The 21,567-nt window shown below is 56.4% G+C and carries 21 protein-coding genes, 1 tRNA gene and 1 other RNA gene; 12 read left to right on the top strand and 11 right to left on the bottom strand.

The annotated features are described in order from the left end of the window. Positions 1-21 precede the first annotated feature (21 nt). On the bottom strand, positions 22-390 hold the full coding sequence (locus RLO149_RS17200) for a tellurite resistance TerB family protein (protein ID WP_044025720.1): 369 nt from the start codon (positions 388-390) through the stop codon (positions 22-24). Between the two features lie 172 nt (positions 391-562). Here RLO149_RS17200 and RLO149_RS17195 point away from each other — a divergent pair, with 172 nt between their 5' ends. Both RLO149_RS17195 and RLO149_RS17190 read left to right on the top strand, forming a co-directional pair. Continuing rightward, the gene (locus tag RLO149_RS17195) at positions 563-2,146 is read left to right on the top strand and encodes a lysine--tRNA ligase (RefSeq protein WP_013963368.1); all 1,584 of its coding nucleotides are present in this window, start codon (positions 563-565) and stop codon (positions 2,144-2,146) included. A 60-nt stretch (positions 2,147-2,206) separates the two neighbouring features. Continuing rightward, the gene (locus RLO149_RS17190; RefSeq protein ID WP_013963367.1) at positions 2,207-2,608 is read left to right on the top strand and encodes a DUF4864 domain-containing protein; all 402 of its coding nucleotides are present in this window, start codon (positions 2,207-2,209) and stop codon (positions 2,606-2,608) included. Between the two features lie 6 nt (positions 2,609-2,614). On the opposite strand, the gene RLO149_RS17185 is transcribed toward RLO149_RS17190, so the two are convergent. Next, a complete protein-coding gene (locus RLO149_RS17185) occupies positions 2,615-3,322 on the bottom strand; it encodes a hypothetical protein (RefSeq protein ID WP_013963366.1) in 708 nt (235 codons plus the stop codon). A gap of 138 nt (positions 3,323-3,460) precedes the next feature. Here RLO149_RS17185 and RLO149_RS17180 point away from each other — a divergent pair, with 138 nt between their 5' ends. Continuing rightward, positions 3,461-3,691: a TFIIB-type zinc ribbon-containing protein gene (locus tag RLO149_RS17180; RefSeq protein ID WP_013963365.1), complete on the top strand. Its 231-nt coding sequence runs from the start codon at positions 3,461-3,463 to the stop codon at positions 3,689-3,691. Positions 3,692-3,757: 66 nt separating this feature from the next. Here the strand turns inward: RLO149_RS17180 and RLO149_RS17175 are convergent, their stop codons facing one another. The 6 genes from RLO149_RS17175 to uvrB all read right to left on the bottom strand — a co-directional run bounded on the left by RLO149_RS17175 (position 3,758) and on the right by uvrB (position 9,053). Continuing rightward, positions 3,758-4,183, bottom strand: a complete 426-nt coding sequence (locus tag RLO149_RS17175) for a hypothetical protein (protein WP_013963364.1) — start codon at positions 4,181-4,183, stop codon at positions 3,758-3,760. A gap of 90 nt (positions 4,184-4,273) precedes the next feature. After that, a complete protein-coding gene (locus RLO149_RS17170) occupies positions 4,274-4,783 on the bottom strand; it encodes a hypothetical protein (protein ID WP_013963363.1) in 510 nt (169 codons plus the stop codon). A 99-nt stretch (positions 4,784-4,882) separates the two neighbouring features. Then, positions 4,883-5,371, bottom strand: a complete 489-nt coding sequence (locus tag RLO149_RS17165) for a HugZ family pyridoxamine 5'-phosphate oxidase (RefSeq protein ID WP_044025408.1) — start codon at positions 5,369-5,371, stop codon at positions 4,883-4,885. Between the two features lie 42 nt (positions 5,372-5,413). After that, complete coding sequence (locus RLO149_RS17160; RefSeq protein ID WP_013963361.1) at positions 5,414-5,752, bottom strand: EamA family transporter; 339 nt, start codon at positions 5,750-5,752, stop codon at positions 5,414-5,416. A gap of 186 nt (positions 5,753-5,938) precedes the next feature. Beyond that, the gene (locus RLO149_RS17155) at positions 5,939-6,850 is read right to left on the bottom strand and encodes an abortive infection family protein (RefSeq protein WP_013963360.1); all 912 of its coding nucleotides are present in this window, start codon (positions 6,848-6,850) and stop codon (positions 5,939-5,941) included. 4 nt (positions 6,851-6,854) lie between these two features. Continuing rightward, entirely contained in the window at positions 6,855-9,053 is a 2,199-nt protein-coding gene (uvrB, locus tag RLO149_RS17150) for an excinuclease ABC subunit UvrB (RefSeq protein WP_013963359.1), read from the bottom strand. 337 nt (positions 9,054-9,390) lie between these two features. Here uvrB and RLO149_RS17145 point away from each other — a divergent pair, with 337 nt between their 5' ends. Together RLO149_RS17145 and RLO149_RS17140 are read left to right on the top strand one after the other, a co-directional pair. Continuing rightward, a complete protein-coding gene (locus RLO149_RS17145) occupies positions 9,391-9,702 on the top strand; it encodes an ETC complex I subunit (RefSeq protein WP_013963358.1) in 312 nt (103 codons plus the stop codon). Between the two features lie 92 nt (positions 9,703-9,794). Next, a tRNA-Arg gene (locus RLO149_RS17140) sits at positions 9,795-9,872 on the top strand. Between the two features lie 563 nt (positions 9,873-10,435). On the opposite strand, the gene ffs is transcribed toward RLO149_RS17140, so the two are convergent. Both ffs and RLO149_RS17135 read right to left on the bottom strand, forming a co-directional pair. Then, an RNA gene (gene ffs, locus RLO149_RS23245) (signal recognition particle sRNA small type) lies at positions 10,436-10,532 on the bottom strand. Positions 10,533-10,581: 49 nt separating this feature from the next. Then, entirely contained in the window at positions 10,582-12,393 is a 1,812-nt protein-coding gene (locus tag RLO149_RS17135; RefSeq protein WP_281015705.1) for a 5'-nucleotidase C-terminal domain-containing protein, read from the bottom strand. Positions 12,394-12,592: 199 nt separating this feature from the next. Between RLO149_RS17135 and nudC the strand changes: the two genes are divergently transcribed. Beyond that, positions 12,593-13,561, top strand: coding sequence for an NAD(+) diphosphatase (nudC, locus tag RLO149_RS17130; RefSeq protein ID WP_013963355.1), 969 nt, complete (start codon positions 12,593-12,595; stop codon positions 13,559-13,561). Positions 13,562-13,666: 105 nt separating this feature from the next. Continuing rightward, positions 13,667-14,134, top strand: a complete 468-nt coding sequence (locus tag RLO149_RS17125; protein ID WP_013963354.1) for an SRPBCC family protein — start codon at positions 13,667-13,669, stop codon at positions 14,132-14,134. Here RLO149_RS17125 and RLO149_RS17120 read toward each other — a convergent pair. Further along, on the bottom strand, positions 14,116-14,973 hold the full coding sequence (locus RLO149_RS17120; RefSeq protein WP_013963353.1) for a prephenate dehydratase: 858 nt from the start codon (positions 14,971-14,973) through the stop codon (positions 14,116-14,118). The two genes, RLO149_RS17125 and RLO149_RS17120, sit on opposite strands and share 19 nt — an antisense overlap. A 119-nt stretch (positions 14,974-15,092) precedes the next feature. Here RLO149_RS17120 and RLO149_RS17115 point away from each other — a divergent pair, with 119 nt between their 5' ends. The 5 genes from RLO149_RS17115 to RLO149_RS17095 all read left to right on the top strand — a co-directional run bounded on the left by RLO149_RS17115 (position 15,093) and on the right by RLO149_RS17095 (position 21,565). Next, positions 15,093-15,596 (top strand): c-type cytochrome, encoded by a 504-nt coding sequence (locus RLO149_RS17115; protein ID WP_013963352.1) that lies wholly within the window; start codon positions 15,093-15,095, stop codon positions 15,594-15,596. Between the two features lie 182 nt (positions 15,597-15,778). Continuing rightward, complete coding sequence (locus tag RLO149_RS17110) at positions 15,779-17,710, top strand: extracellular solute-binding protein (protein ID WP_013963351.1); 1,932 nt, start codon at positions 15,779-15,781, stop codon at positions 17,708-17,710. A 4-nt stretch (positions 17,711-17,714) separates the two neighbouring features. Continuing rightward, positions 17,715-18,806 (top strand): microcin C ABC transporter permease YejB, encoded by a 1,092-nt coding sequence (locus RLO149_RS17105; protein ID WP_013963350.1) that lies wholly within the window; start codon positions 17,715-17,717, stop codon positions 18,804-18,806. Positions 18,807-18,809: 3 nt separating this feature from the next. Continuing rightward, positions 18,810-19,988 (top strand): ABC transporter permease, encoded by a 1,179-nt coding sequence (locus RLO149_RS17100; RefSeq protein ID WP_013963349.1) that lies wholly within the window; start codon positions 18,810-18,812, stop codon positions 19,986-19,988. After that, positions 19,985-21,565, top strand: coding sequence for an ABC transporter ATP-binding protein (locus RLO149_RS17095; RefSeq protein WP_013963348.1), 1,581 nt, complete (start codon positions 19,985-19,987; stop codon positions 21,563-21,565). The genes RLO149_RS17100 and RLO149_RS17095 overlap by 4 nt, the downstream gene beginning before the upstream one ends. The last annotated feature ends 2 nt before the right edge of the window (positions 21,566-21,567 follow it).

The following is a 21,567-nucleotide window of genomic DNA, read 5'->3' as shown; positions in this document are numbered from 1 at the left end:
GCGCCCTCGATCGGGCTGGGGTCAGGTCAGATGGCGCGCCCGGGCCCCGCGTTCGATGGCGGCAGCATGCAACCGGTCCAGCGCGAGTTCGTAGCGCACCTCTTCGAGAAGGCGCAGTTCGGTTTCGCCCAGCTTGCCATCTGCGGCCGCCACATCGCAGGCCAGAGCGTAGGCCGTTTCATAAAGACGTTCGGGCAGCCCTTCGCGCATGAGACCAAAGAGCGCATCCAGACCGTCTTCCTGTTCCAGCAGATCAAAGACCACCTGGGTTACATGAGTGATCCGATCCGGGTCGTAGTCGGAAAAGATCGGCAGCAGCTGCACAGCAGCCTGAATTTTCACGAGTTCTGCGGTGCGCATGTCTTCGTCAGAGGCGGAAACAGCGATCATGAGCGCCACAAGGCAGTCCTGAGCAGAAAATGAATGGGCTGGTGTATCGGGCAAGGGAGGGGTGCTTTCAGCAAAAGGTTACAGGCGCAGATTATTGACGCCACTATGACAAGGCAATAGGGACGGGCGGAACGTCGCGCAAGAGGCACGACACCCAGAGGTTTGATATATCATGTCCGACACCCGTACCGCCGCGATGACGAGCAAAGCATGGCCCTTTGAAGAAGCGCGCCGCGTGCTCAAGCGATACGAAAAGAACGCGCCGGAAAAAGGCTATGTCCTGTTCGAAACGGGCTATGGCCCTTCCGGGTTGCCGCATATCGGGACCTTTGGCGAGGTGGCGCGCACCTCGATGGTGATGCGGGCGTTTCAGGAAATCTCGGATATTCCGACCAAGCTGATCTGCTTTTCGGATGATCTGGACGGGATGCGCAAAGTGCCGGGCAATGTGCCCAACCCCGAAGCGCTGACGGCGCATTTGCAACGCCCGCTGACCAGCGTGCCGGACCCGTTCGGGACGCATTCCAGTTTTGGGGAGCATAACAACGCCATGCTGCGCCGGTTTCTGGATACTTTTGGGTTCGAGTATGAATTCATTTCCGCGACCGAGTTCTATAACACCGGGCAGTTTGATGAAGTCTTGCTGCGCGCGGCTGCCAAATACGATGAAATCATGGCGGTCATGCTGAAATCCCTGCGCGAGGAGCGGCGCCAGACCTATTCGATTTTCCTGCCGATCCATCCCGAGAGCGGTCGCGTGATGTATGTCCCGATGAAAGAGGTCAACGCGCAGGCGGGCACGATCACCTTTGAGACCGAAGATGGTGAAGAGATGACCCTGCCGGTGACCGGTGGTGCGGTCAAATTGCAGTGGAAGCCAGACTTTGGCGCACGTTGGGCGGCGCTTGGCGTGGATTTCGAGATGTATGGCAAGGACCATTCCACCAATACGCCGATTTATGACAAGATTTGCCGTATCTTGGGCCAGCGCCCGCCTGAGCATTTCACCTATGAGTTGTTTCTGGACGAAAACGGGCAAAAAATTTCCAAATCGTCTGGCAATGGGGTGAGCATTGATGAATGGCTGACCTATGCCAGCACCGAGAGCTTGTCGTATTTCATGTACCAAAAGCCGAAGACGGCGAAGCGCATGTATTTCGACGTGATCCCGAAAGCTGTCGACGAATATCACCAGCAGCTGCGCGCCTATGCCGGTCAGGACATTACCCAGCGCTTGAACAACCCGGTGTGGCATATCCATGGGGGCGATGTGCCGACATCCAACATGCTGGTGCCATTCTCCATGCTGCTCAATCTGGCGAGCGTGTCTTCGGCGCAGGATAAATCGCAGCTTTGGGGGTTCATCCAGCGCTATGCGCCTGAAACCAATCCGGAAAACAATCCTGATATGGATGCAGCGGCAGGTTTCGCCGTGCGGTATTTCAACGATTTCGTGAAGCCGAAGAAAGTCTATCGCGCGGCCAGTGATCTGGAGCGTGAGGCGCTGGAAGACCTGCGTGATCAGCTCAAAGCCTATGACGGTCCGGTGGATGATGAGGCGTTGCAATCCATCGTTTATGCCTGCGGGCGCGAGCGGTTTGATCCCTTGCGCGGATGGTTCACGGCCCTTTATGAGGTGCTGCTGGGCGCGTCGCAGGGGCCGCGTTTTGGTGGCTTCATCGCCCTTTACGGGGTGCAGGAAACGGTCGCTCTGATTGATGCTGCCCTTGCCGGTGAATTGCTGAGCGACGACTGACACCCTTGCCGGATGGGTTTGGCGGTTTACTCTTGATCTAACCGATCAAGGAGAAAGCTAATGCGTGCAATTGTTTTAGGCGTTGTGTTCTCGGTTCTGGCCGCCTTTGGCGCGGTGGCGAGCCCCAAGGACATGCGCGATGTGATCGACAACCAACTGTCGGCCTTTCAGCAAGATGACTTTGCGCAGGCGATGGAATACGCCAGCCCCGGTTTGCAACGCTATTTCGCCACGCCTGAGAATTTCAGGCGCATGGTGACGCAGGGCTATCCGATGGTCTGGCGGCCCGACACGGTGGAGTATCTGGAAAACCGTACTGAGGACGGCATCCATTGGCAGCGGGTTCGGATCAAGGACATGGAAGGCAAGGTGCATATCCTTGATTACCGCATGCTCGAAACTGAAAACGGCTGGCGTATCAATGGGGTGCAGATTCTGGATGCGGCCGATTTCATCACCTGACCGGCATCAGAACTCCGTCCAGACCCCGAGTTTCAGCGACGCCTCGCCGCCTTTGGTCGGAATTTCGCTGCTGAACTGAAAGGTTACCCGGCCCTTACCGGGCGAAAACAGCAGTGACGGGGAGAGTTTTGAGAAACTTTGACCATCCTCGAAAGTGTTGAACATCTGCAGCATGACCTTGGTTTTATCGGTGAGCCCCAAACCGACCGTGCCATCCACTTTGATGCGCGCTTCGGCGGGTGCTTCGGCGTCATTATAGCTGCTGTCCACATTGACCCAGCCGTATTTGCTGCCGATCTGAATGCCACGGCCCCAGGACAGGCCCAGTTCGGCAGCCTGAAGAAACTCCGCCTCGAAATACCGCGCCCCGATACCAAGGTGAAAGGCCCATTTGTTGGGCTGGTCCACGGGGCCCAAAGGAAAGCGTGCAAACAAGATGCCAGATCCGATCGGCACGTCTTCGATCGTCGTGGCGGCGATGTCCGCACCCGCGACATAATTTAGAATTTCAGTGTCATAGGTGATATCGGCCCCGATGGTGACTTTTTCACCCAACCCGTATTCCATGTAAAAGCTGACGGAGCTGCCGTTGTTCTCGGTCGTCTGCACGGAGGTCGATACGAAACTTTTGCCTTTTTCCCGCAGCCACGCACCGGCCTGCGCGGAAGATGCGCTCACCAAGGCCAATATCAGCGCGAAAACCACAGACCGCATCACATTCGTCTCCCAGACTGCATCATGGTTAACGGGAGTTAAAAATTGGTTACGCGTTTTTAGGGGTTTTTGATGTTTCTCATGGGTGAAATCCGAAACAGACTTCCTATCTTTAAGACAGAGAAAAAGGAGAGCGCAATGAAATGCCCTGTTGATGGAACGACCCTTGTGATCACCGACCGCAGCGGTGTTGAAATTGATTATTGCCCTCAATGTCGCGGCGTCTGGCTGGACCGTGGCGAACTCGACAAGATCCTCGACCGGAGCGCCCCACCAGCTGCCCCAGCCCCATCGCGTGGTTACGACGACCGTGGCGGCTATAAAAAGAAAAAACGCGGTGGTTTTCTAGACGAGCTGTTCGATTTCTAAGCGGGGTTCGTGGGGGTTTAAACTCAGGACAGCGTTCGACTGTGATACATGTGCGTCCCGGCTTCGTCAGACGCCGGGTTCGGCGCGACACAGTCTGAAGTCGGCGACGGGTTGGGCCGCACCGCTGAGAGAAAAGCGCACGGCTACAGTGCCGGATGTTGCTGTCGCGGTGTCGTTGAACTGCAACCCGTCCAGCACATTTGCAAATCCACGATCTGTGACCGTCAGCGTGCGGCGGTCCGCGCTCAGGGTCTGGCGGTCGGTTGAAATCATCAACCCCGAAGGCCCATCAAACCGCATGGAGAATACCGGCGCTTGGGGCCACGGTGCATCCGTGGTGATGGATATCGTGTAGAGCGGTGCGGTGGGATCGTAGGTTAACGCCACCTCTGTGCCACGCGCCTCATGGTTCAAGAGGCAGGGCTGGCCGGGAGTGAATTCCCACGCCGGGCAGGTGGTCGCTAAAAATATCAGGGGCAGGGCACAGCGCATATTCGAAACATAGGGCGGCGTTCCCGCTTCTCAAATCTGGCGCAAAAAAGGCCGGGGCGATGTGCCACCGGCCCTTGAGATGTTGGGGTTTTACCCGCCGATCTGCTTTTGAGTGCACTCGCGTGCCATGGCCATCGCTTTTTTGGTGCCGCTCAGGTCCATGGTGAAGGCATAGTCTTTTTCGGGAAAGACGGTCATCGTGTATTGCTGGGCCAGATCCTCGGCAAACTGCGGGCTGTCGCTGAGCACATAACCACCGGAGTATCCTTTGGTGATGTTGCCGCGCATGCCCGTGGCCTCGCCGACATACATGTTCTCACCGATCAGGATCACAACCGCTTCGGTGTCGCCTGCTTTCAGGGTGGTCTCACCCTTGGTGAAGACACCGAGATAGCCAACACCGCGGTCTTCGGTCAGGCCCATTTGTACGACATTCTCTTCGCTATCGACCGTTTCAAGAAGGCAGGATTTCTTTTCCTGGTCGATATAGACCTTCCAGCCCTCGACTTCCCCATATTTCAGGAAGGTGTCGGCGCTGGCACCGGTGGAAAGGACCGCTGCGGCGATCACGGCGAGAGAACGGGTGGAAAAAAGCGACATAGCACACCTCTTAGGGTTGATTGGATTGGCCCGCAACCTATCCGATTGCAGGATGAGGACAAGGCCCGAAAGTGATATTTCACAGGTTACAACTTCTGCTCAAGGCGTGGCGTTGAGGTCCTCTGCCGTCAGTTTATACGCGCGCCCAAATCCACCATTCAGCAGGGCGAGGCGGACGTCAAAGCGAACCAGCCGGAAATCAGCGAAATCAATATAGAGTTTCGCCTTGGGGCGCTGCGCCAGATAATGCGCGCGCAGGGCCGGGTGTGCGGCGCTGTCGCGGGGGATGAAACATGCCGTCGCGTGCAGCGTCAGGCGTGGATGGGTCAGCGGATCGCCCCGGTCAGATGGTTCGCCCACAAGCAGGGCACAGTCGGGTTGTGCCTCCAGCGCTGTGGTGTGCGAGGACAGGTCCGAGATCAGCGACAGCGGCGCGCCATCGGGGTCGGTGGCAAAGGCAATGCGGCTCACGCTGGGGTGTCCCTGTTCGGTGACGGCGAGGGCTGCAAAAGTGGCATGGTCGATCAGATTGCGCGCCAGCGCGCGGGCCTCGGCGTCAACAGGGCGGAAGGGGTCGCGTTTGCTCATGCATCAGATGTGGGGCGCGGCGCGTCGGTTGCAACCGGGTCTTCAGGCGATGCGGCTCATCAGCACCATGGCGAGCAACGCGCAGGCGAGACCTGCGTATTCGCGCAGATGCAGCGGCTCGTTGAACCAAAGCGCGCCGATGATAGCGAGCGCGACGAGGGTCAGCATCGAATAAGCGACCCCGGCCTGCACCAGCGTGATGTGCTGCATGGCGAAAAACCACAGAACCGCCGAGACGCCATAGAGCACGACGCCGATCACTACGTAAGAGGAGGAAATCGTGTGCCCCGCATCCGCCGCCACCTTGATGACGCTGTCGCCGATAATGACGATGAGAGCGGTGAAAATGATAAAGCCGTAGCCAAAAGCGAGTTGGGTCATGAAATGAACTTTCCGTGCAACAGGGAAAATGCCCTTGGGGCAAAGGTGGCACGGACATGACGCAACGTATGTGAAGTCGATTACAGTAAGCTTAGGTTTTTGGCCGGTGGTTCGTTGCAGGCCTACGCATCTTGTCTGCCCCAGAGCTTTGCTTTTCCAAGCCAGCGTCTGACTCTCCCGCTAGGGTCAGACGCTTTTCTCGACCGTTTTTGCAAGTTTGTCTTCGGGAAACCTTTTTTGCCATGTTTCAATCAAGAATAATGCCACTGTCGATGCTCCGTTCACTGCCAATCGGCCTATTCTCGGATCGATTCTTCGGAAACCGCGTTCCCTTCCATGAGCTGTTCCTGCATGGGTCCGAAGGGCGCCTACACCCTGCACTACATTGCCAAGTGCGCCTAAAATTGCTCTCACATCGTTCTCAATTTCAGAGTTGATGCCCTCCTTCTTGGGCGAAAGCCCAAGCGGTTCGCGTACCTCTTTATAAAGGTTTTTGATGTCCAATTGCTTGGGTAATGGTCTGTCCCGTGCAATTAGTATTGATCTGCAAAGGCTCTCTATCATCGAACTTGCCGCAGTAATCGCCGCCTCAGGATCATTTTCAAGGTTGGCTATGGCTCTAGAGATTTCCAAATCGACTGTATCAAGTGTCCATTCCAACGTGGCTTGCTGAAGATGCGGAACCGCATTGTGACTTGGTAACGACGCAAGTTCGTCAATTAGCTTTCGAAATGGTTTGTCTTCAAGAGCAGCGTTCTCTATCAGAGCCGCTACATACTCGGGATCCACTGTCCAAACGTCATTTAGGCTCTTGAATTGTGCCTCTTCAATATGCTCGTCTCTTTCTGAATTAAGTCGCTGCCAAAGAAGATTTAGTAGTTCGATTGCTATGTGAGGAGGCGATAGCTCAATAAATGCTTTCAGCCTGTTGAACTTCGATGTGCCGTGTTCGCTGAACGCATCCGCGTAAACGTTCGTTTCAAAGTGGTCTTCGAAAAACTCAGAAAATGTTTTGTTGGAGAAATCCAGTACATAACCTGGCTCTGGACAGAACCATTTTTTAAGTTGTTCGGTTTGGTAGTGCTTTAATTTTGCCAATGACTCACCGCCCTCGCTTCCGCTTCACCCCACCACGCATGCCGCCGCGGCCCAGCGTGCTGCGGCCTGAGGATTTGGCGCTGTCTTCCACGGCTTTCTCGACCGCATACTGACGCGCCATGGGGTCGTCGGCGATGGCGAGGTCGACGGCTTCGAGGCGTTTGACTTCGTCGCGCAGACGGGCGGCCTCTTCGAACTCGAGGTTTTCGGCGGCCTTGCGCATATCTGTGCGCAAACCGTCCAGCACCGTTTGCAGATTTCCACCGGCCATCTGTTTGTCGATCTTGGCGGTGACGCGGGACTGGTCCGTGTCGCCTTTGTAGAGCCCGGCGAGAATATCCTCGACGTTCTTTTTCACCGTCGTGGGCGTGATCCCGTGTTTTTCGTTATAGGCGACCTGTTTGGCGCGGCGGCGGTCGGTCTCTCCGATGGCGCGCTCCATCGAGCCGGTGATGCGGTCGGCGTACATGATCACGCGCCCTTCGGCGTTACGCGCTGCGCGCCCCGTGGTCTGGATCAGCGAGGTTTCAGAGCGCAGGAAGCCTTCTTTATCTGCATCCAAAATCGCAACCAGACCACATTCGGGGATATCCAGCCCCTCGCGCAGCAGGTTGATCCCGATCAGCACGTCAAAGGCGCCAAGGCGCAAATCGCGCAGAATCTCGATCCGCTCAAGCGTGTCGATATCCGAGTGCATATAACGCACGCGGATGCCCTGTTCGTGCATATATTCGGTGAGGTCTTCGGCCATGCGTTTGGTCAGCGTCGTGACCAGCGTGCGGAAGCCATCGGCGGCCACTTTGCGCACCTCATCCAGCAGATCGTCCACCTGCATCTCGACAGGGCGGATTTCGATTTCCGGGTCGATGAGGCCGGTGGGGCGGATGATCTGTTCGGTGAATACACCGCCCGTCTGTTCGATTTCCCAAGCCGCGGGGGTGGCCGAGACAAAGACCGACTGCGGGCGCATCGCATCCCATTCCTCAAACTTGAGGGGGCGGTTGTCCATGCAGGAGGGCAGGCGGAACCCGTGTTCGGCCAGCGTGAATTTGCGCCGGTAGTCGCCTTTGTACATGCCGCCGATCTGCGGCACGGAGACGTGGGATTCGTCCGCAAAGACGATGGCGTTGTCGGGGATGAATTCGAACAGCGTGGGGGGTGGCTCCCCCGGTGCGCGGCCGGTCAGATAGCGGGAATAGTTTTCGATCCCGTTGCAGACGCCGGTCGCCTCCAGCATCTCAAGGTCAAAATTCGTGCGCTGTTCCAGCCGCTGCGCTTCGAGCAGTTTACCATCGCCCACGAGTTGATCCAGCCGGGTGCGCAGCTCTTTCTTGATGCCGATGATCGCCTGATTCATCGTTGGTTTCGGCGTCACATAGTGGCTGTTGGCATAAACGCGGATTTGCTCGAATGTATCGGTTTTTTCACCGGTCAGCGGGTCAAATTCGGTGATAGCTTCGAGTTCTTCGCCGAAAAAAGACAACTTCCATGCGCGGTCTTCAAGGTGGGCGGGGAAGATTTCGAGGCTGTCGCCGCGCACCCGGAAGCTGCCGCGCTGAAAGGACTGATCGTTGCGGCGGTATTGCTGCGCCACCAGATCGGCCATGACCTGTCGCTGGTCATACATCTGTCCGGTCTTGAGATCCTGCGTCATCGCGCCGTAGGTTTCCACCGATCCGATGCCGTAGATGCAGGAGACTGAGGCCACGATGATCACATCGTCGCGTTCGAGCAGCGCACGGGTGGCAGAGTGGCGCATGCGGTCGATCTGTTCGTTGATCTGGCTTTCTTTTTCAATGTAGGTGTCAGAGCGGGCCACATAGGCTTCGGGCTGATAATAGTCGTAGAAACTGACGAAATACTCCACGGCATTCTCGGGAAAGAACCCTTTGAATTCGCCATAAAGCTGGGCGGCCAATGTTTTGTTGGGAGCCAGAATGATCGCGGGGCGCTGCGTTTCTTCGATGACCTTGGCCATGGTAAAGGTCTTGCCGGTGCCGGTCGCCCCCAAAAGCACCTGATCCCGATCGCCATTGCGCACACCTGCGGCGAGTTCCTTGATGGCGGTGGGCTGGTCGCCTGCGGGTTCGAATTCGGTCGCGAGCTTGAACGCCTTGCCGCCTTCCAGTTTCGGACGGGCGCGCACATCGGGTGCGGCGTTGGCTAAAACGGCCTCGGTGGTGTCGGAATGTGCGTAGGGCATGCGGTTCTCTCTTTCCCTGCCAAGATGCGCTTATCTGCGCCGTGATCAAGGCCATTGCCCAGGCTTACTGACACGTTTTGGCAGGAACACTGCACAGTCGACGGATTTGGCCCGGTTTTCGGGGTTTTTCTGCGCAATGGTGTTGAGGGGCAGCTATTGGCGTTACAGTTTGTACGACGCGCGAGTGCTACGCGTAAAGGGGATGCGCGAGCGTTACGCCTATAAGGAACCATGCGGCTTCACTTTGAGGTAAAACTGAGGAGATGCGCGTATTTGGCGTCTTGCTCTTGGGCTAAAAATTGCTGATAAAAGCATACGCTTTCTGAGGAGTGGCACGATGCGCGCGCGAATTTATCAACCTGCGAGAACCGCCATGTCGTCGGGATTGGCGAAAACCCATAAATGGATACTGGAATTTGCGCCGGGCTCGTCGCGTGAAGTTGATCCGTTGATGGGGTGGACATCCTCCAGCGATATGCAGTCGCAGGTGAAGCTGCGTTTTGACACCAAAGAGGCGGCGGTGGAATACGCGCGCGAAAACGGAATTGACGCCGACATTCAGGAACCAAAGAAACGCCGTCCGAACATTCGCGCCGGCGGATATGGCGAGAATTTTGCAACGGGTCGTCGTGGGGCGTGGACGCACTGAGGTTGTGCATTTCTTCAATTGACCGGGCGCAGACCCAAGGATAAACACATGCGACAAGGAGACACCTCACCGGGTTGTCTTGTTGCAAACGCGGGCCGTTAGCTCAGCTGGATTAGAGCAGGGAACTTCTAATTCTCAGGTCGGGGGTTCGAGTCCTCCACGGCTCGCCACCTTTACAATTTGAATAGATTTTCGAAATCTCTAGAACGTTTTTTACGACAGAAATGGTTTTTGATGGTGGTGTTTGGTGCGAAATTGCGGGATTTCTATATTTTGGAGCACCTTACGTGTATTTTTGCGGCCAAGTTCAGCGTCAAGGCATCGGTCGTTTTCCTGGCCAAGATGCATTTGGCAGTGAGCTGATGCCGCGTTCATCAACTGTTCTATCAGCACTGGAGCCCTGCATATTATGTGTACCCTTTCGCTAAGGGCTGCCCCTCACGGTCTGGTCGGACAGACACACGCCTGTTCTGCGATGGGCCGTCGGTATCAAGCCTGCAAAGCAGCGGTTGGATGATCATCAGCCCTAACCCCAAAGCGGTGACCTCGACATCTTTCACTTGGGGCTAACGGGTACTCAGGTACTACTGCGTAAGGACAGTTAGTTCACGGGAGTTGGCGTGTCTGTTGGCAGAATGTCGGGTGAACCACAAAGTGGTCGGGCCAAAACAACGGCTTGCCTTAATCCGGCTTTTGAACATAAGCGCCGCTCATATCGCCTGATGGAGGGTAAGGTGAGAGGCTGGATAACGACCCAAGCGGGGCTCGTTACGGCTGCTTCCTTCCGGATCTGACCGGGTTGGCGAGGCGCTCGCCCGCACCAACCTCTCGAGTTCCATATAGGCAAGCGGGCTGCATTACGCAAGACCGTGTTTGCGTTCAAAGCGTGATGCGAATCCGCAAGAAACCTTCGTCGGTCTGGCCGCATACCTCTGGTTTCAATCGCGCGATATCGTCCAGATGGTGTTCGGCCTCCGGTGCCGTCAACAATATGGCAGTACGGCCAATCCCTTCAGGAAACGACCAGGGCTGTGTTGCCCGCAAGGCGTCAAAGTCGGGATCGCTGAGATAGTCCATGACGGCCTCCTGTAACGGGGCATGGCCATGCACGACAATTTCGTCAGGTGAAAAAACCTTGAAAAGACCGCCGCCACTTGCACGATGGTCCGTTGTGGCGACAAGAAATTCCTGTGTCTCCTGCAAGGGCGTATTATTCCAGACAATGTCATCGATCCTGCCGCGTGCACCCGGTACGATTTGTCCGGATGCATCAAAGCGGGGAGGGCGCGAAGGGTCGATTGTGTAACTCAGCCCGTAGATGAAATCGCATCTGAAGCTTGGGATATGCGGATTGATCAACATCTGGTTTGGCGCGTCGGGCGCGAGGGTGTTGAAAATCAGGGCTGAGCGCTCAAGCCAGTCACGTATTTGCGCACCCGTGGTTTTGACCGCCCAGACGTGGTTCGCATAGGGGTTCATGCCGGAAATATGCCGCCGTTCAACCTTACCGTTGGCCAAGAATAAAAAATTGTCTGGTCCGTCAAATCCACCGGTTGAGGGCGCGGATGCAGCGGCCAGTAGGGGCAGGTCCGCGTATTGCGTGCCCGTAACCATCTTGCGGATGGCCTGGTGTTTGGAAGCCGCAAGCAGTGCAGGTATCGGACTCGGATGGCACAGCGAAAAATAACTGTGCATGGGTTTGTCGATGTAGGTGACTTGTTGGCCAAGATGTTGTCGGGTCTGATCATGTACGCTTTGCGTGCAGGCCACCAGTTCGGCGTCTTCCCGGGTGCTTTGATCTGTCGGCCATAGGGCAATTTTTGCCCCGGCCATGTCCCAGATCGCCGTTGTGTCTGTCTTTTGAAGGGTCAGATCAATGACCCCCAGATCATTGCCGGTTGGGCCGGGCTGCACCACGGGTGTGTCATGCACATGCCCCGTTACAGTATTCACATTTTTCAGACCTGTATGATCGGGGCCGGGAAAGCGCAGGTGCGTATGACCCGCGATAACGATATCCACGTCCTCAAGGTCCGCAACCTCGTGCACCAGATTTTGTGCTTCGGGCCCCTCGTCGAAAAACGAAAAGCCCATATGTGCCAGCACAATGACAAGGTCTACGCCCTGTGCGCGCAAATCCGCAGCCGCGCTGCGCAAGGCCGGTATCGGGGGGGTGAATTCGACACGGTCTTTGAGTTGATGCCGGTTCCACAGCGCAGTCTTGTCAGGCAGGCTGGACAAGACGCCAATACGGAAGGTTTCGAGCTTGCCATTTTGGTCCGTCAAAGCGCGTTCGAGGATAACGTGTCTTTTGACAGTTTTCAGTTCGGAAGAGATCATGTTTGAACATACAATCGGGGTATTTTGTTCAAGCAGCAGTTTGTTGAGATGCGCGCTTCCATAGTCAAAATCGTGATTGCCAAGTCCGCCTGCATCATAATCCAGCGCATTCATCGCTGCGACCATGGGGTGTGGGCCACTGATTTGGTCGCGCGCCAGAAGATCAGCCAGCGGCGTGCCCTGAAAGGTATCGCCATTGTCGAAAAGCAGGCAGGTCGCGCCCGTCTCTTTCGCTTCGTAGCGCGCCTTTTTTATCAGTGTCGCCAGTTTTGCGAGGCTGCCGCCGTGATTGGGACGGTCGTTGACATAGTCGAAACAGGTCATCTGCATGTGCAAATCACTTGTTGCCAAAATGCGCAGGCGAAATTTTCTTGACCGTGCGTCTGCTATTTTATTTCTCCGGTTCGGCGTCGCATAACAACTGATGGATGTATTAACTTCCAACAGATCACGTTGGGGTTGGCAAGGCTTGCTGGCGACATTCTTGCCCAAGCTCTTGAACTCTTTATGTTTGCATGCAAATGCTCAACGCCCATGCGGCGGAGCAGACATGAAACGTGCAGAAACAGTAACCTTTGGCGGCTCGGGTCTGGACCGCGCCGGAGAAATCCGCAGTGATCGCGAGGCGCTGGCTGCCGCGCGCACTGACCCGGACAGCCGGGCAACTTTGTTCTGGCGCGGCAAACCGCTGGTGTCGCTGGGCAACCCCGCCTTGCTTGTGCGTCTGCCGCTGGATCATCCCGTGCTGCGCAATGCGTCACAGGACAGTATTTTGCTTGGGCGCGAAGAGGGTGCGGCACGATTTGCCTTTGATCTGTCAAACTGGGTGCCGGATGATCTTGATGAGGATCAGTTGGGTGGGTTTCTTGATCAGTCTGAGCAAAGGCACCCGGACCTGCCGGATGAGATGGTATTTGCAGAATTACGCCGGGTCATGACATGGCTTTCACCGCGCGATGCTGAACTGGCCGCAACCGGCAAGGCGGTTTTCGGATGGCACGCGACGCATGGGTTTTGTGCCTGTTGTGGCGTTCAGACTGACATGGTGCAGGAGGGCTGGCAGCGGCGATGCCCCGCGTGTAACGCGTCGCATTTTCCGCGCACGGATCCTGTGGTTATCATGCTGATTACAAAAGGTAACTCTGTTCTGGTTGGGCGGTCTCCGGGATGGCCGGACAAAATGTATTCACTCTTGGCTGGTTTTGTCGAACCCGGCGAAACCCTCGAAGCTGCGGTCAGGCGCGAGGTTTTTGAAGAGGTTGGCGTGCGCGTTGGCGCGGTAGAATATCTTGCCAGCCAACCATGGCCCTTTCCCGCGTCTTTGATGTTTGGCTGCGCCGGTGAAGCGTTGAACACGGACCTGACGGTTGATCCGCTGGAAATCGAAGATGCCATGTGGGTGAGCAAGGAAGACATGATGGTGGCCTATTCAGGGCACCACCCCGATATTCTGCCTGCCCGCAAGGGGGCCATTGCGCACTTCCTGATCGAAAACTGGCTGGCGAACCGTCTGGAGTGATACCGTATTAATTAGGCAGGGTCAGAAAGCGCCCCGTGCGCGCAGTGCATTGATTTACGCGACTGCAGCTGCATCTATCCGGGACAGGGGAATAAAGGCGGTCAGATGGATTTTTCGCTGAGCAAGGAGATCGACGCACCTGCGGCGTTTGTATTTCAGGCGGTCACGGATTATGAGCGATTTGAAACCGCAGCAATTGCGCGCGGGGTAAAGGTGCACCGACGTGGTGCGCAGTCTGATGCGGCGGCGGGGCCAATTTGGGACATCCGATTTCTGTTTCATGGCAAATCGCTTGACCTGACCCTTGAGGTCACGGACCTCGTGGCACCGGATCATTTGGTCATGGCTATTGCGGCGAAATCGTTCAAAGGGCGGGCGATGTGCCAACTGTCACCGGGCGAAACCGAAGTGACAGAAATGACCCTGAGTTTCATGTTTGAAGGTCAAACACTCTCTGGCCGTCTGTTTTTAAAGGCGCTGGAGGTGACCAAAGCCACCATGGAGCAAAAAATTGCGAAACGCATGGCGGATTTTGCGCAAGAAACAGAAAGCGATTACCGCACCACCGTCTGATCGCGGTCCGGATGCGCCGGATAGACGCCAAGGATTTCGATCATATTCGTAAAATAGTCTAGCTCTTCCATTGCGCGCTTTACGCCTGGATCGTCGGGGTGTCCTTCGATGTCCGCATAGAATTGAGTCGCCGTGAATGATCCACCAACCATGTAGCTTTCCAGTTTCGTCATATTGACGCCATTGGTCGCAAACCCCCCCATGGCCTTATACAAGGCAGCAGGAATGTTTCGGACTTCAAAAACAAAGGTCGTGATCATCTTTTCTGCGCGTCGCGTCGTGTCCAAATCGTGTGACATCAGCAAAAAACGGGTGGTGTTGTGATGCGCGTCCTCGATATCGCGGGCCAGAATATCAAGCCCATGTATGTCCGCGGCTACGGCACTGGCCAAGGCGCCGACGCCGGGTTCGGGGTCTTGTGCAAGTTCCGCAGCCGCGCCGGCGCTGTCTGCCGCCGCTTCTGCGGTGATCCCGTGCTGATCCAGAAAGCTGCGCGCTTGCGGGATCAGCACGAGATGCGCGCGGATGTGATTGATTTCGCTCAAGCCGACACCTTTGGGGGCCATCAGATTGATCCTGACGCGCACAAACCCCTCATCTATGATGTGCAGACCGCTTTCGGGCAGCAGACGGTGGATATCCGCAACCCGGCCATAGGTCGTGTTTTCCACCGGCAACATCGCCAGATCCGCGTCACCCGCGTGCATCGCCGCAATCACGTCGTCGAATGTTGCGCATGGCACCGCGATTGCGTCCGGACGCGCGTTCAACGCAGCCTCATGGCTATATGCACCAAGCGCCCCCTGAAAAGCGATGCGGATTGCGGTTTTACGTGTCATTACGGTTTCCTAATACATTTCTGCGACGAAAGAGGCGTTTCGTCGCGGTAAGTACACCTTGCCACGGCCAAGGTGAAGACGTAGATAGCGCGTCAAGAAGTTAGTGATGGAACCTACCCATGCTCGATACAATGACATTTACGAAAGCAGCCGGTGGCATTTGTGGTGCCTTGCTGGTGTTCCTTCTGGGCAAATGGGCCGCAGAAGAACTTTACCACGTTGAGATGCACGGCGAAGCATCCTACGTGATCGAAGTGGAAAGCGGTGAAGACACCGCCGAAGTCGAAGAAGTTGATTTCGCGACCATCATGGCCTCGGCCAGCGTTGAAGACGGTGCAAAAGTCTTCCGCAAGTGTTCCGCCTGTCACAAGCTGGTGCAGGGAGAGAACGTTGCCGGACCATACCTGTATGGCGTCGTCGGTCGCGACAAGGGCACGGCGGAGGGCTATGGCTACTCTGACACGCTTGCGTCGATGGAGGGTGCCTGGACACCTGAAAACCTGAGCGGTTTCCTTGAAAAGCCATCTTCTTATGCACCCGGTACGTCTATGGGCTTTGCCGGATTGCGCAAGGTTGAGGATCGGGCGGACGTTATCGCCTATCTCGACAGCCTCGACGACTGAACCGCAGGACACGATAATTGACGAAGCCGCGCGCAAAACTGCCCGCGGCTTTTTCGTTTTAGTCAGGTCCGTTGGCGGCGTTAATCACATTTTCGCAACTTGTATCTTGGCCCGGCGTCCCGTTAGCTTACATCTGAACAAAGAAGTCGGGGCACTCCGACACGCAACAGGAGGACGTCCAGATGGCAGGACCGCAAGTTCGGATCAGTAAGAACCAGGAATATAAGGGTCTGTTTGGCCTTGGACTTGGGGTATTGGTCTTGGCAATCTGCTCTGTCTGGTCAACTTCGGCGCGGTCGCAGGACAATATGATCGTCAGCCATGGCTACTCATTTTACGGAGATTTGAGCTATCCCGCCGATTTCGAACACTTTGATTATGTGAATCCTGATGCGCCCAAAGGCGGCGAGATCGCGTTAAGTGTCGTGGGGACTTTTGATTCGATGCACCCCTATACGCGCAAGGGACGCGCCGGAGCCCTGTCCAGCATCATGTATGAAAGCCTGCTGGGCGACGGCACGGGCGGCGCAAGTGCCCCGGCGGACACCTACGGCGAATCCTACTGTTTACTGTGCGAAAGGGTCGAATACCCCGAAACCAAGGATTGGGTGATCTTTTACATGCGCCCAGAGGCGCGGTTCTCTGACGGGACCCCTGTCACGGCGCATGATATTGCCTTCAGTCATAACCTGCTGCTGGATGAGGGTCTCAAGTCCTATGCCGATGCCGTGCGTAAACGTATTCCCAAGGTCGAAGTGATTGATGATCTCACCATCAAGTTCTATTTCACCGAAGGCATTTCGCGCCGCAGCCTGATTGATCAAGTCGGCTTTGTGCCTGCGTGGTCCAAGAAATGGTACGAAGAAACAGGCGCTGGCCTTGATGAAAGCCGGCTCGACGTTTCCCCTGGTTCCGGGCCTTACATGATCGACAGTGTCGATGTGAACCGCCGGATCACATACAAACGAAACCCCGATTACTGGGGTCAGGATTTGCCATTCAACGTTGGGCGCAACAATTTTGATGAAATCAGGATCGAATATTTCGGTGATGATACGGCGGCATTCGAGGCCTTCAAGGCGGGTGAATACACCTTCCGCAGCGAAGGTGATTCCAAGAAGTGGGCAACCGGCTATGATTTTCCCAAGACCCGCGAAGGGCTGGTGATCACCAAAGAGCTGCCCAATGGCTCACCGCCCACGCCCTCGGGCATCGTTTTCAACCTTGGCCGCGACACGCTGACGGACCGCCGCGTTCGCCAAGCGCTGGCCCTTGCGTTCAACTTTGAATGGACAAACGAAAGCCTGCAATACGGACTGTTCCGGCAGCGCGCGTCTTTCACGCAGGACACGCCTGTGATGGCTGTCGACCTGCCTGTTGATGCGGAACTTGCGTTCTTGCAAAGCCTTGGCGACCTCGTGCCGCCTGAAATGCTGACCGATCCCGTTCTGGTGCCACATACCTCCAATGCCGAGCGTTTGCTGGACCGTCGCAACGCACGCACTGCGATGAAACTGCTGGATGATGCAGGCTGGGTCGTTGGGGACGATGGTGTGCGCAGGAATGCGGAAGGGGTCACGCTCTCGTTGAATTTCCTGTTCAACAGCGCCACGTCACCGACGCTGAGTGCGGTCATGGAAAACTATGTTTCAAATGTGAAAACGCTTGGCATCGACATCACTTTTGAAAAGGTGGATGCCGCGCAATACACGACGCGGGAACGGGACCGTGACTATGATCTGGTCTTTGACTCATATGCCGCATTTCTGGGCACGGGCACCGGGCTGATGCAACGCTACGGATCAGAGGCGGCGGAATTTTCGCTGTTCAACCCCGCTGGCCTCGCCAGTCCGTTGGTGGATGCCATCATTGACCGGTCGCTGAACGCCACAACACGCGAAGAAGAGCAGGCGTCTTTGACAGCACTCGACCGGGCGCTGCGCTATGAGTTCATCATGATCCCCGTGTGGTACAACCCCAGCCATTGGGTCGCCCATTATGACCAGTACGAGCACCCGGCGGACATCCCTCCGTTTGCCTTGGGCCAGTTGGATTTCTGGTGGTACAATCAGGATAAGGCGGATGCCTTGCGCGCCGCCGGAGCGCTGAGGTAACGCCGTGGGCGCCTATATTATCAGACGGTTGTTGCTGATCATTCCGACGCTGCTCGGGATCATGCTGATCAACTTTGCACTGGTGCAATTCGTGCCCGGCGGCCCGGTGGAACAGGCGATTGCCCGCATTCAGGGCGGCGGCGATGTTTTCGAAGGGTTCTCCGGTGCCAATAATGATGCTGGTGCGCAGGACCTGAGTGCCGGGAACGACAGCCAGTATATCGGAGCGCGCGGGTTGCCGCCAGAATTCATCGCTGAGCTGGAAGCGGAGTTTGGCTTTGACAAACCGCCCGTTGAGCGGTTCCTGAACATGATCTGGAACTACATGCGCTTTGATTTCGGAGAGAGCTATTTCAGGTCGATTTCCGTCATTGAACTGATCAAGGAAAAATTGCCCGTGTCGATCACATTGGGGCTGTGGTCCACCTTGATCGCGTATCTCGTGTCGATCCCCTTGGGCATACGCAAAGCGGTAAAGGACGGCACCAGCTTTGACACTTGGACCTCCGGGGCCATCATCGCGGCCTATGCGATCCCGGGTTTTTTATTCGCGATCCTGCTGCTGGTGCTCTTTGCGGGAGGCTCCTATTGGCAGATCTTTCCGCTACGGGGGCTGACGAGCGATAATTTTGATGAGCTTTCGGCCTGGGGCAAGGTTGTCGATTACTTCTGGCACATCACGCTGCCGGTTCTGGCCTCGACGATTTCGGCCTTTGCAACCCTGACGCTGCTGACCAAAAACAGTTTTCTGGATGAGATCAAGAAACACTACGTCATGACGGCGCGCGCCAAGGGTCTGTCAGAGGCCCGTGTGCTGTATGGGCATGTGTTCAGGAATGCGATGCTAATTGTCATCGCAGGTTTCCCGGCGGTGTTCATCGGTGTGTTCTTTGGCGGCTCGCTGATCATCGAAACCATCTTCAGCCTCGATGGATTGGGCCGATTGGGGTTTGAGGCCGCCGTTGCCCGGGATTATCCGATTGTCTTTGGCACGCTGTTCATCTTTGGCCTGATCGGGCTGATCGTGGGGCTGCTCTCTGATCTGATGTATGTGCTGGTTGATCCGCGCATCGACTTTGAACGGCGGGAGGGCTAGGGAATGGCGGTTATTGACCCTCTACCAGAGGCTTCACCGGCACCAAGCGCTGCACCCAAAGCTGCGCCGAAACGCGGACGCCTGTCGCCGCTGAACCAGCGGCGGTGGCGCAATTTCAAACGCAACAGGCGCGCCTATTGGTCCTTGTGGATATTCTCGATCCTGTTCGGGTTGTCGATCTTTGCCGAGTTTATCGCCTATGACAAACCGATACTCGTGCAATATCGCGGTGAGATATATACGCCGATCTGGAATTTTTACCCGGAAACAGCCTTCGGCGGCGATTTCCAGACCGAGGCTGTGTATCGCGACCCGGAGGTGAAATGCCTGATCGCCACGGGAGGTCTTGATCTGTGTTTTGACGACCCGGAAGGCTACATTGAGGATGCGAGTGATGGTATCATCGACGGTGATCCCATTGAAAAGGGCTGGGCGATCTGGCCGCTGATCCCTTATTCCTATGACACTGCCGTTGATCGGCCCGGTGCGGCACCTTTACCGCCGAACCGCGAAAACCTGCTGGGCACGGATGGGACAAAACGCGATGTGATGGCGCGTGTTGTGCATGGGTTCCGCCTGTCGATTTTCTTTACGTTGATGGTCACCGGACTGGCCAGCATCATCGGCATTATCGCCGGTGCGGTTCAGGGGTATTTCGGCGGCAAGACGGACCTGATCTTTCAACGCATCATCGAAATCTGGTCCTCAACGCCGCAGCTTTATATCATCATCATCCTGTTTGCGATTCTGGGGCGAAGTTTCTGGTTGCTGGTCTTGCTCATGGTGCTTTTTGGATGGATGTCCCTTGTCGGTGTTGTGCGCGCGGAATTCCTGCGTGCCCGCAATCTGGAATACGTCCGGGCTGCCCGCGCCTTGGGCGTTTCCAACATCACCATCATGTTCCGGCATATGCTGCCCAATGCGATGGTGGCGACGCTGACCATGCTGCCCTTTATCGTAACGGGGACAATTGCGACGCTTGCGGGGTTGGATTTCCTTGGCTTTGGCTTGCCATCCTCGGCGCCGTCCTTAGGCGAGTTGACGTTGCAGGCGAAACAGAACCTGCAAGCCCCTTGGCTGGCTTTCACGGCGTTCTTTACCTTCGCAATCATGCTGTCGCTTCTCATCTTCATTTTTGAAGGGGTCCGCGACGCCTTCGACCCCAGAAAGACCTTTTCATGAGTGCACTGCTGGAAGTGAAGGACTTGGTGGTCAAGTTCAGGCAAGATGGCGCGTTGACGACTGCCGTGAAGGGCGTGAGCTTTTCGGTCGAACGGGGCGAAACAGTCGCCTTGGTGGGTGAATCGGGGTCGGGAAAATCCGTGTCGGCGCTTTCCACGGTGTCGCTGCTGGGGGATAGCGCTGAGGTCTCAGGCTCCGTCACCTATGACGGCCAGCAGATGATCGGCGCAAATGAAGCCTTGTTGCGCAAGGTGCGCGGCAATGACATCAGCTTTATCTTTCAAGAGCCGATGACGTCGCTTAACCCCTTGCACACAATTGAAAAGCAACTGGGCGAAAGCCTTGCGTTGCATCAGGCGCTGACCGGGGCGGCGGCGCGGGCGCGTATCATCGAACTGCTTGAACAGGTGGGCATTCACGACGCCGCAACGCGCGTGACGAGCTATCCGCATCAGCTATCTGGCGGGCAACGCCAGCGGGTCATGATCGCCATGGCGCTGGCCAACAAACCGGATGTGCTGATCGCGGATGAACCCACGACCGCGTTGGATGTGACCATTCAGGCGCAAATTCTGGACCTGCTCAAGGATCTGAAAGACCGCATGGGCATGGGGCTTTTGTTCATCACCCATGACCTTGGCATTGTGCGGCGCATTGCCGACAAGGTCTGCGTGATGCAACATGGCGAGATCGTGGAAAGCGGTAAAACCACCGAGATATTTGCCAACCCGCAACACCCCTACACGCAAAAACTGTTGAGCGCTGAGCCATCGGGCGCGCCGGTTTCTGTACCGGATCAAGCCAATATCGTTGCCCGGACAGACAACCTCAAGGTCTGGTTTCCAATCGAGGCCGGACTGCTGCGTCGCACCGTCGGGCACGTCAAAGCGGTCAACGATGCCAGCATGACCGTGCGCGCGGGTGAAACCATCGGTGTGGTGGGCGAATCCGGGTCTGGTAAGACGACGATGGCACTGGCGTTGATGCGGCTGATCGCGTCAGAGGGTAGCATCACCTTCATGGATCAGGACGTGCGCAAGTGGTCCACGCGCCAGCTGCGCAGCCTGCGCAAAGACATGCAAATCGTGTTTCAGGACCCTTTCGGATCGCTGAGCCCGCGGATGACCTGTATGCAGATCATTGCAGAGGGGCTGGGCATTCACAGTGTTGATCCGGAGCGTGAACACAGGGATCTCGTGCATGATGTGATGGTTGAGGTGGGCCTCGATCCGGTCACGATGGACCGCTATCCGCATGAGTTCTCAGGTGGGCAGCGTCAGCGCATTGCGATCGCACGCGCGATGGTGTTGCGCCCTAAACTGCTGGTGCTGGATGAACCGACATCGGCGCTGGATATGACGGTGCAGGTTCAGATCGTGGATTTGCTGCGGGCACTGCAAAAGAAATACGGACTGGCCTATATCTTCATCAGCCACGACCTGCGGGTTGTGCGCGCGATGTCTCACCGCGTCATGGTGATGAAACGGGGTGATGTGGTCGAATCGGGCAGCGTCGAACAGGTGTTTGAAGCACCACGCCACGAATACACGCGCAGCTTGCTGGCAGCCGCGACCTAAAG

Origin of the sequence: Roseobacter litoralis Och 149 (assembly GCF_000154785.2) — a bacterium.
Lineage (GTDB): Bacteria > Pseudomonadota > Alphaproteobacteria > Rhodobacterales > Rhodobacteraceae > Roseobacter > Roseobacter litoralis.
Note: the sequence above shows the minus strand (reverse complement) of the source record. Positions and strands in the feature narration are given on the sequence as shown.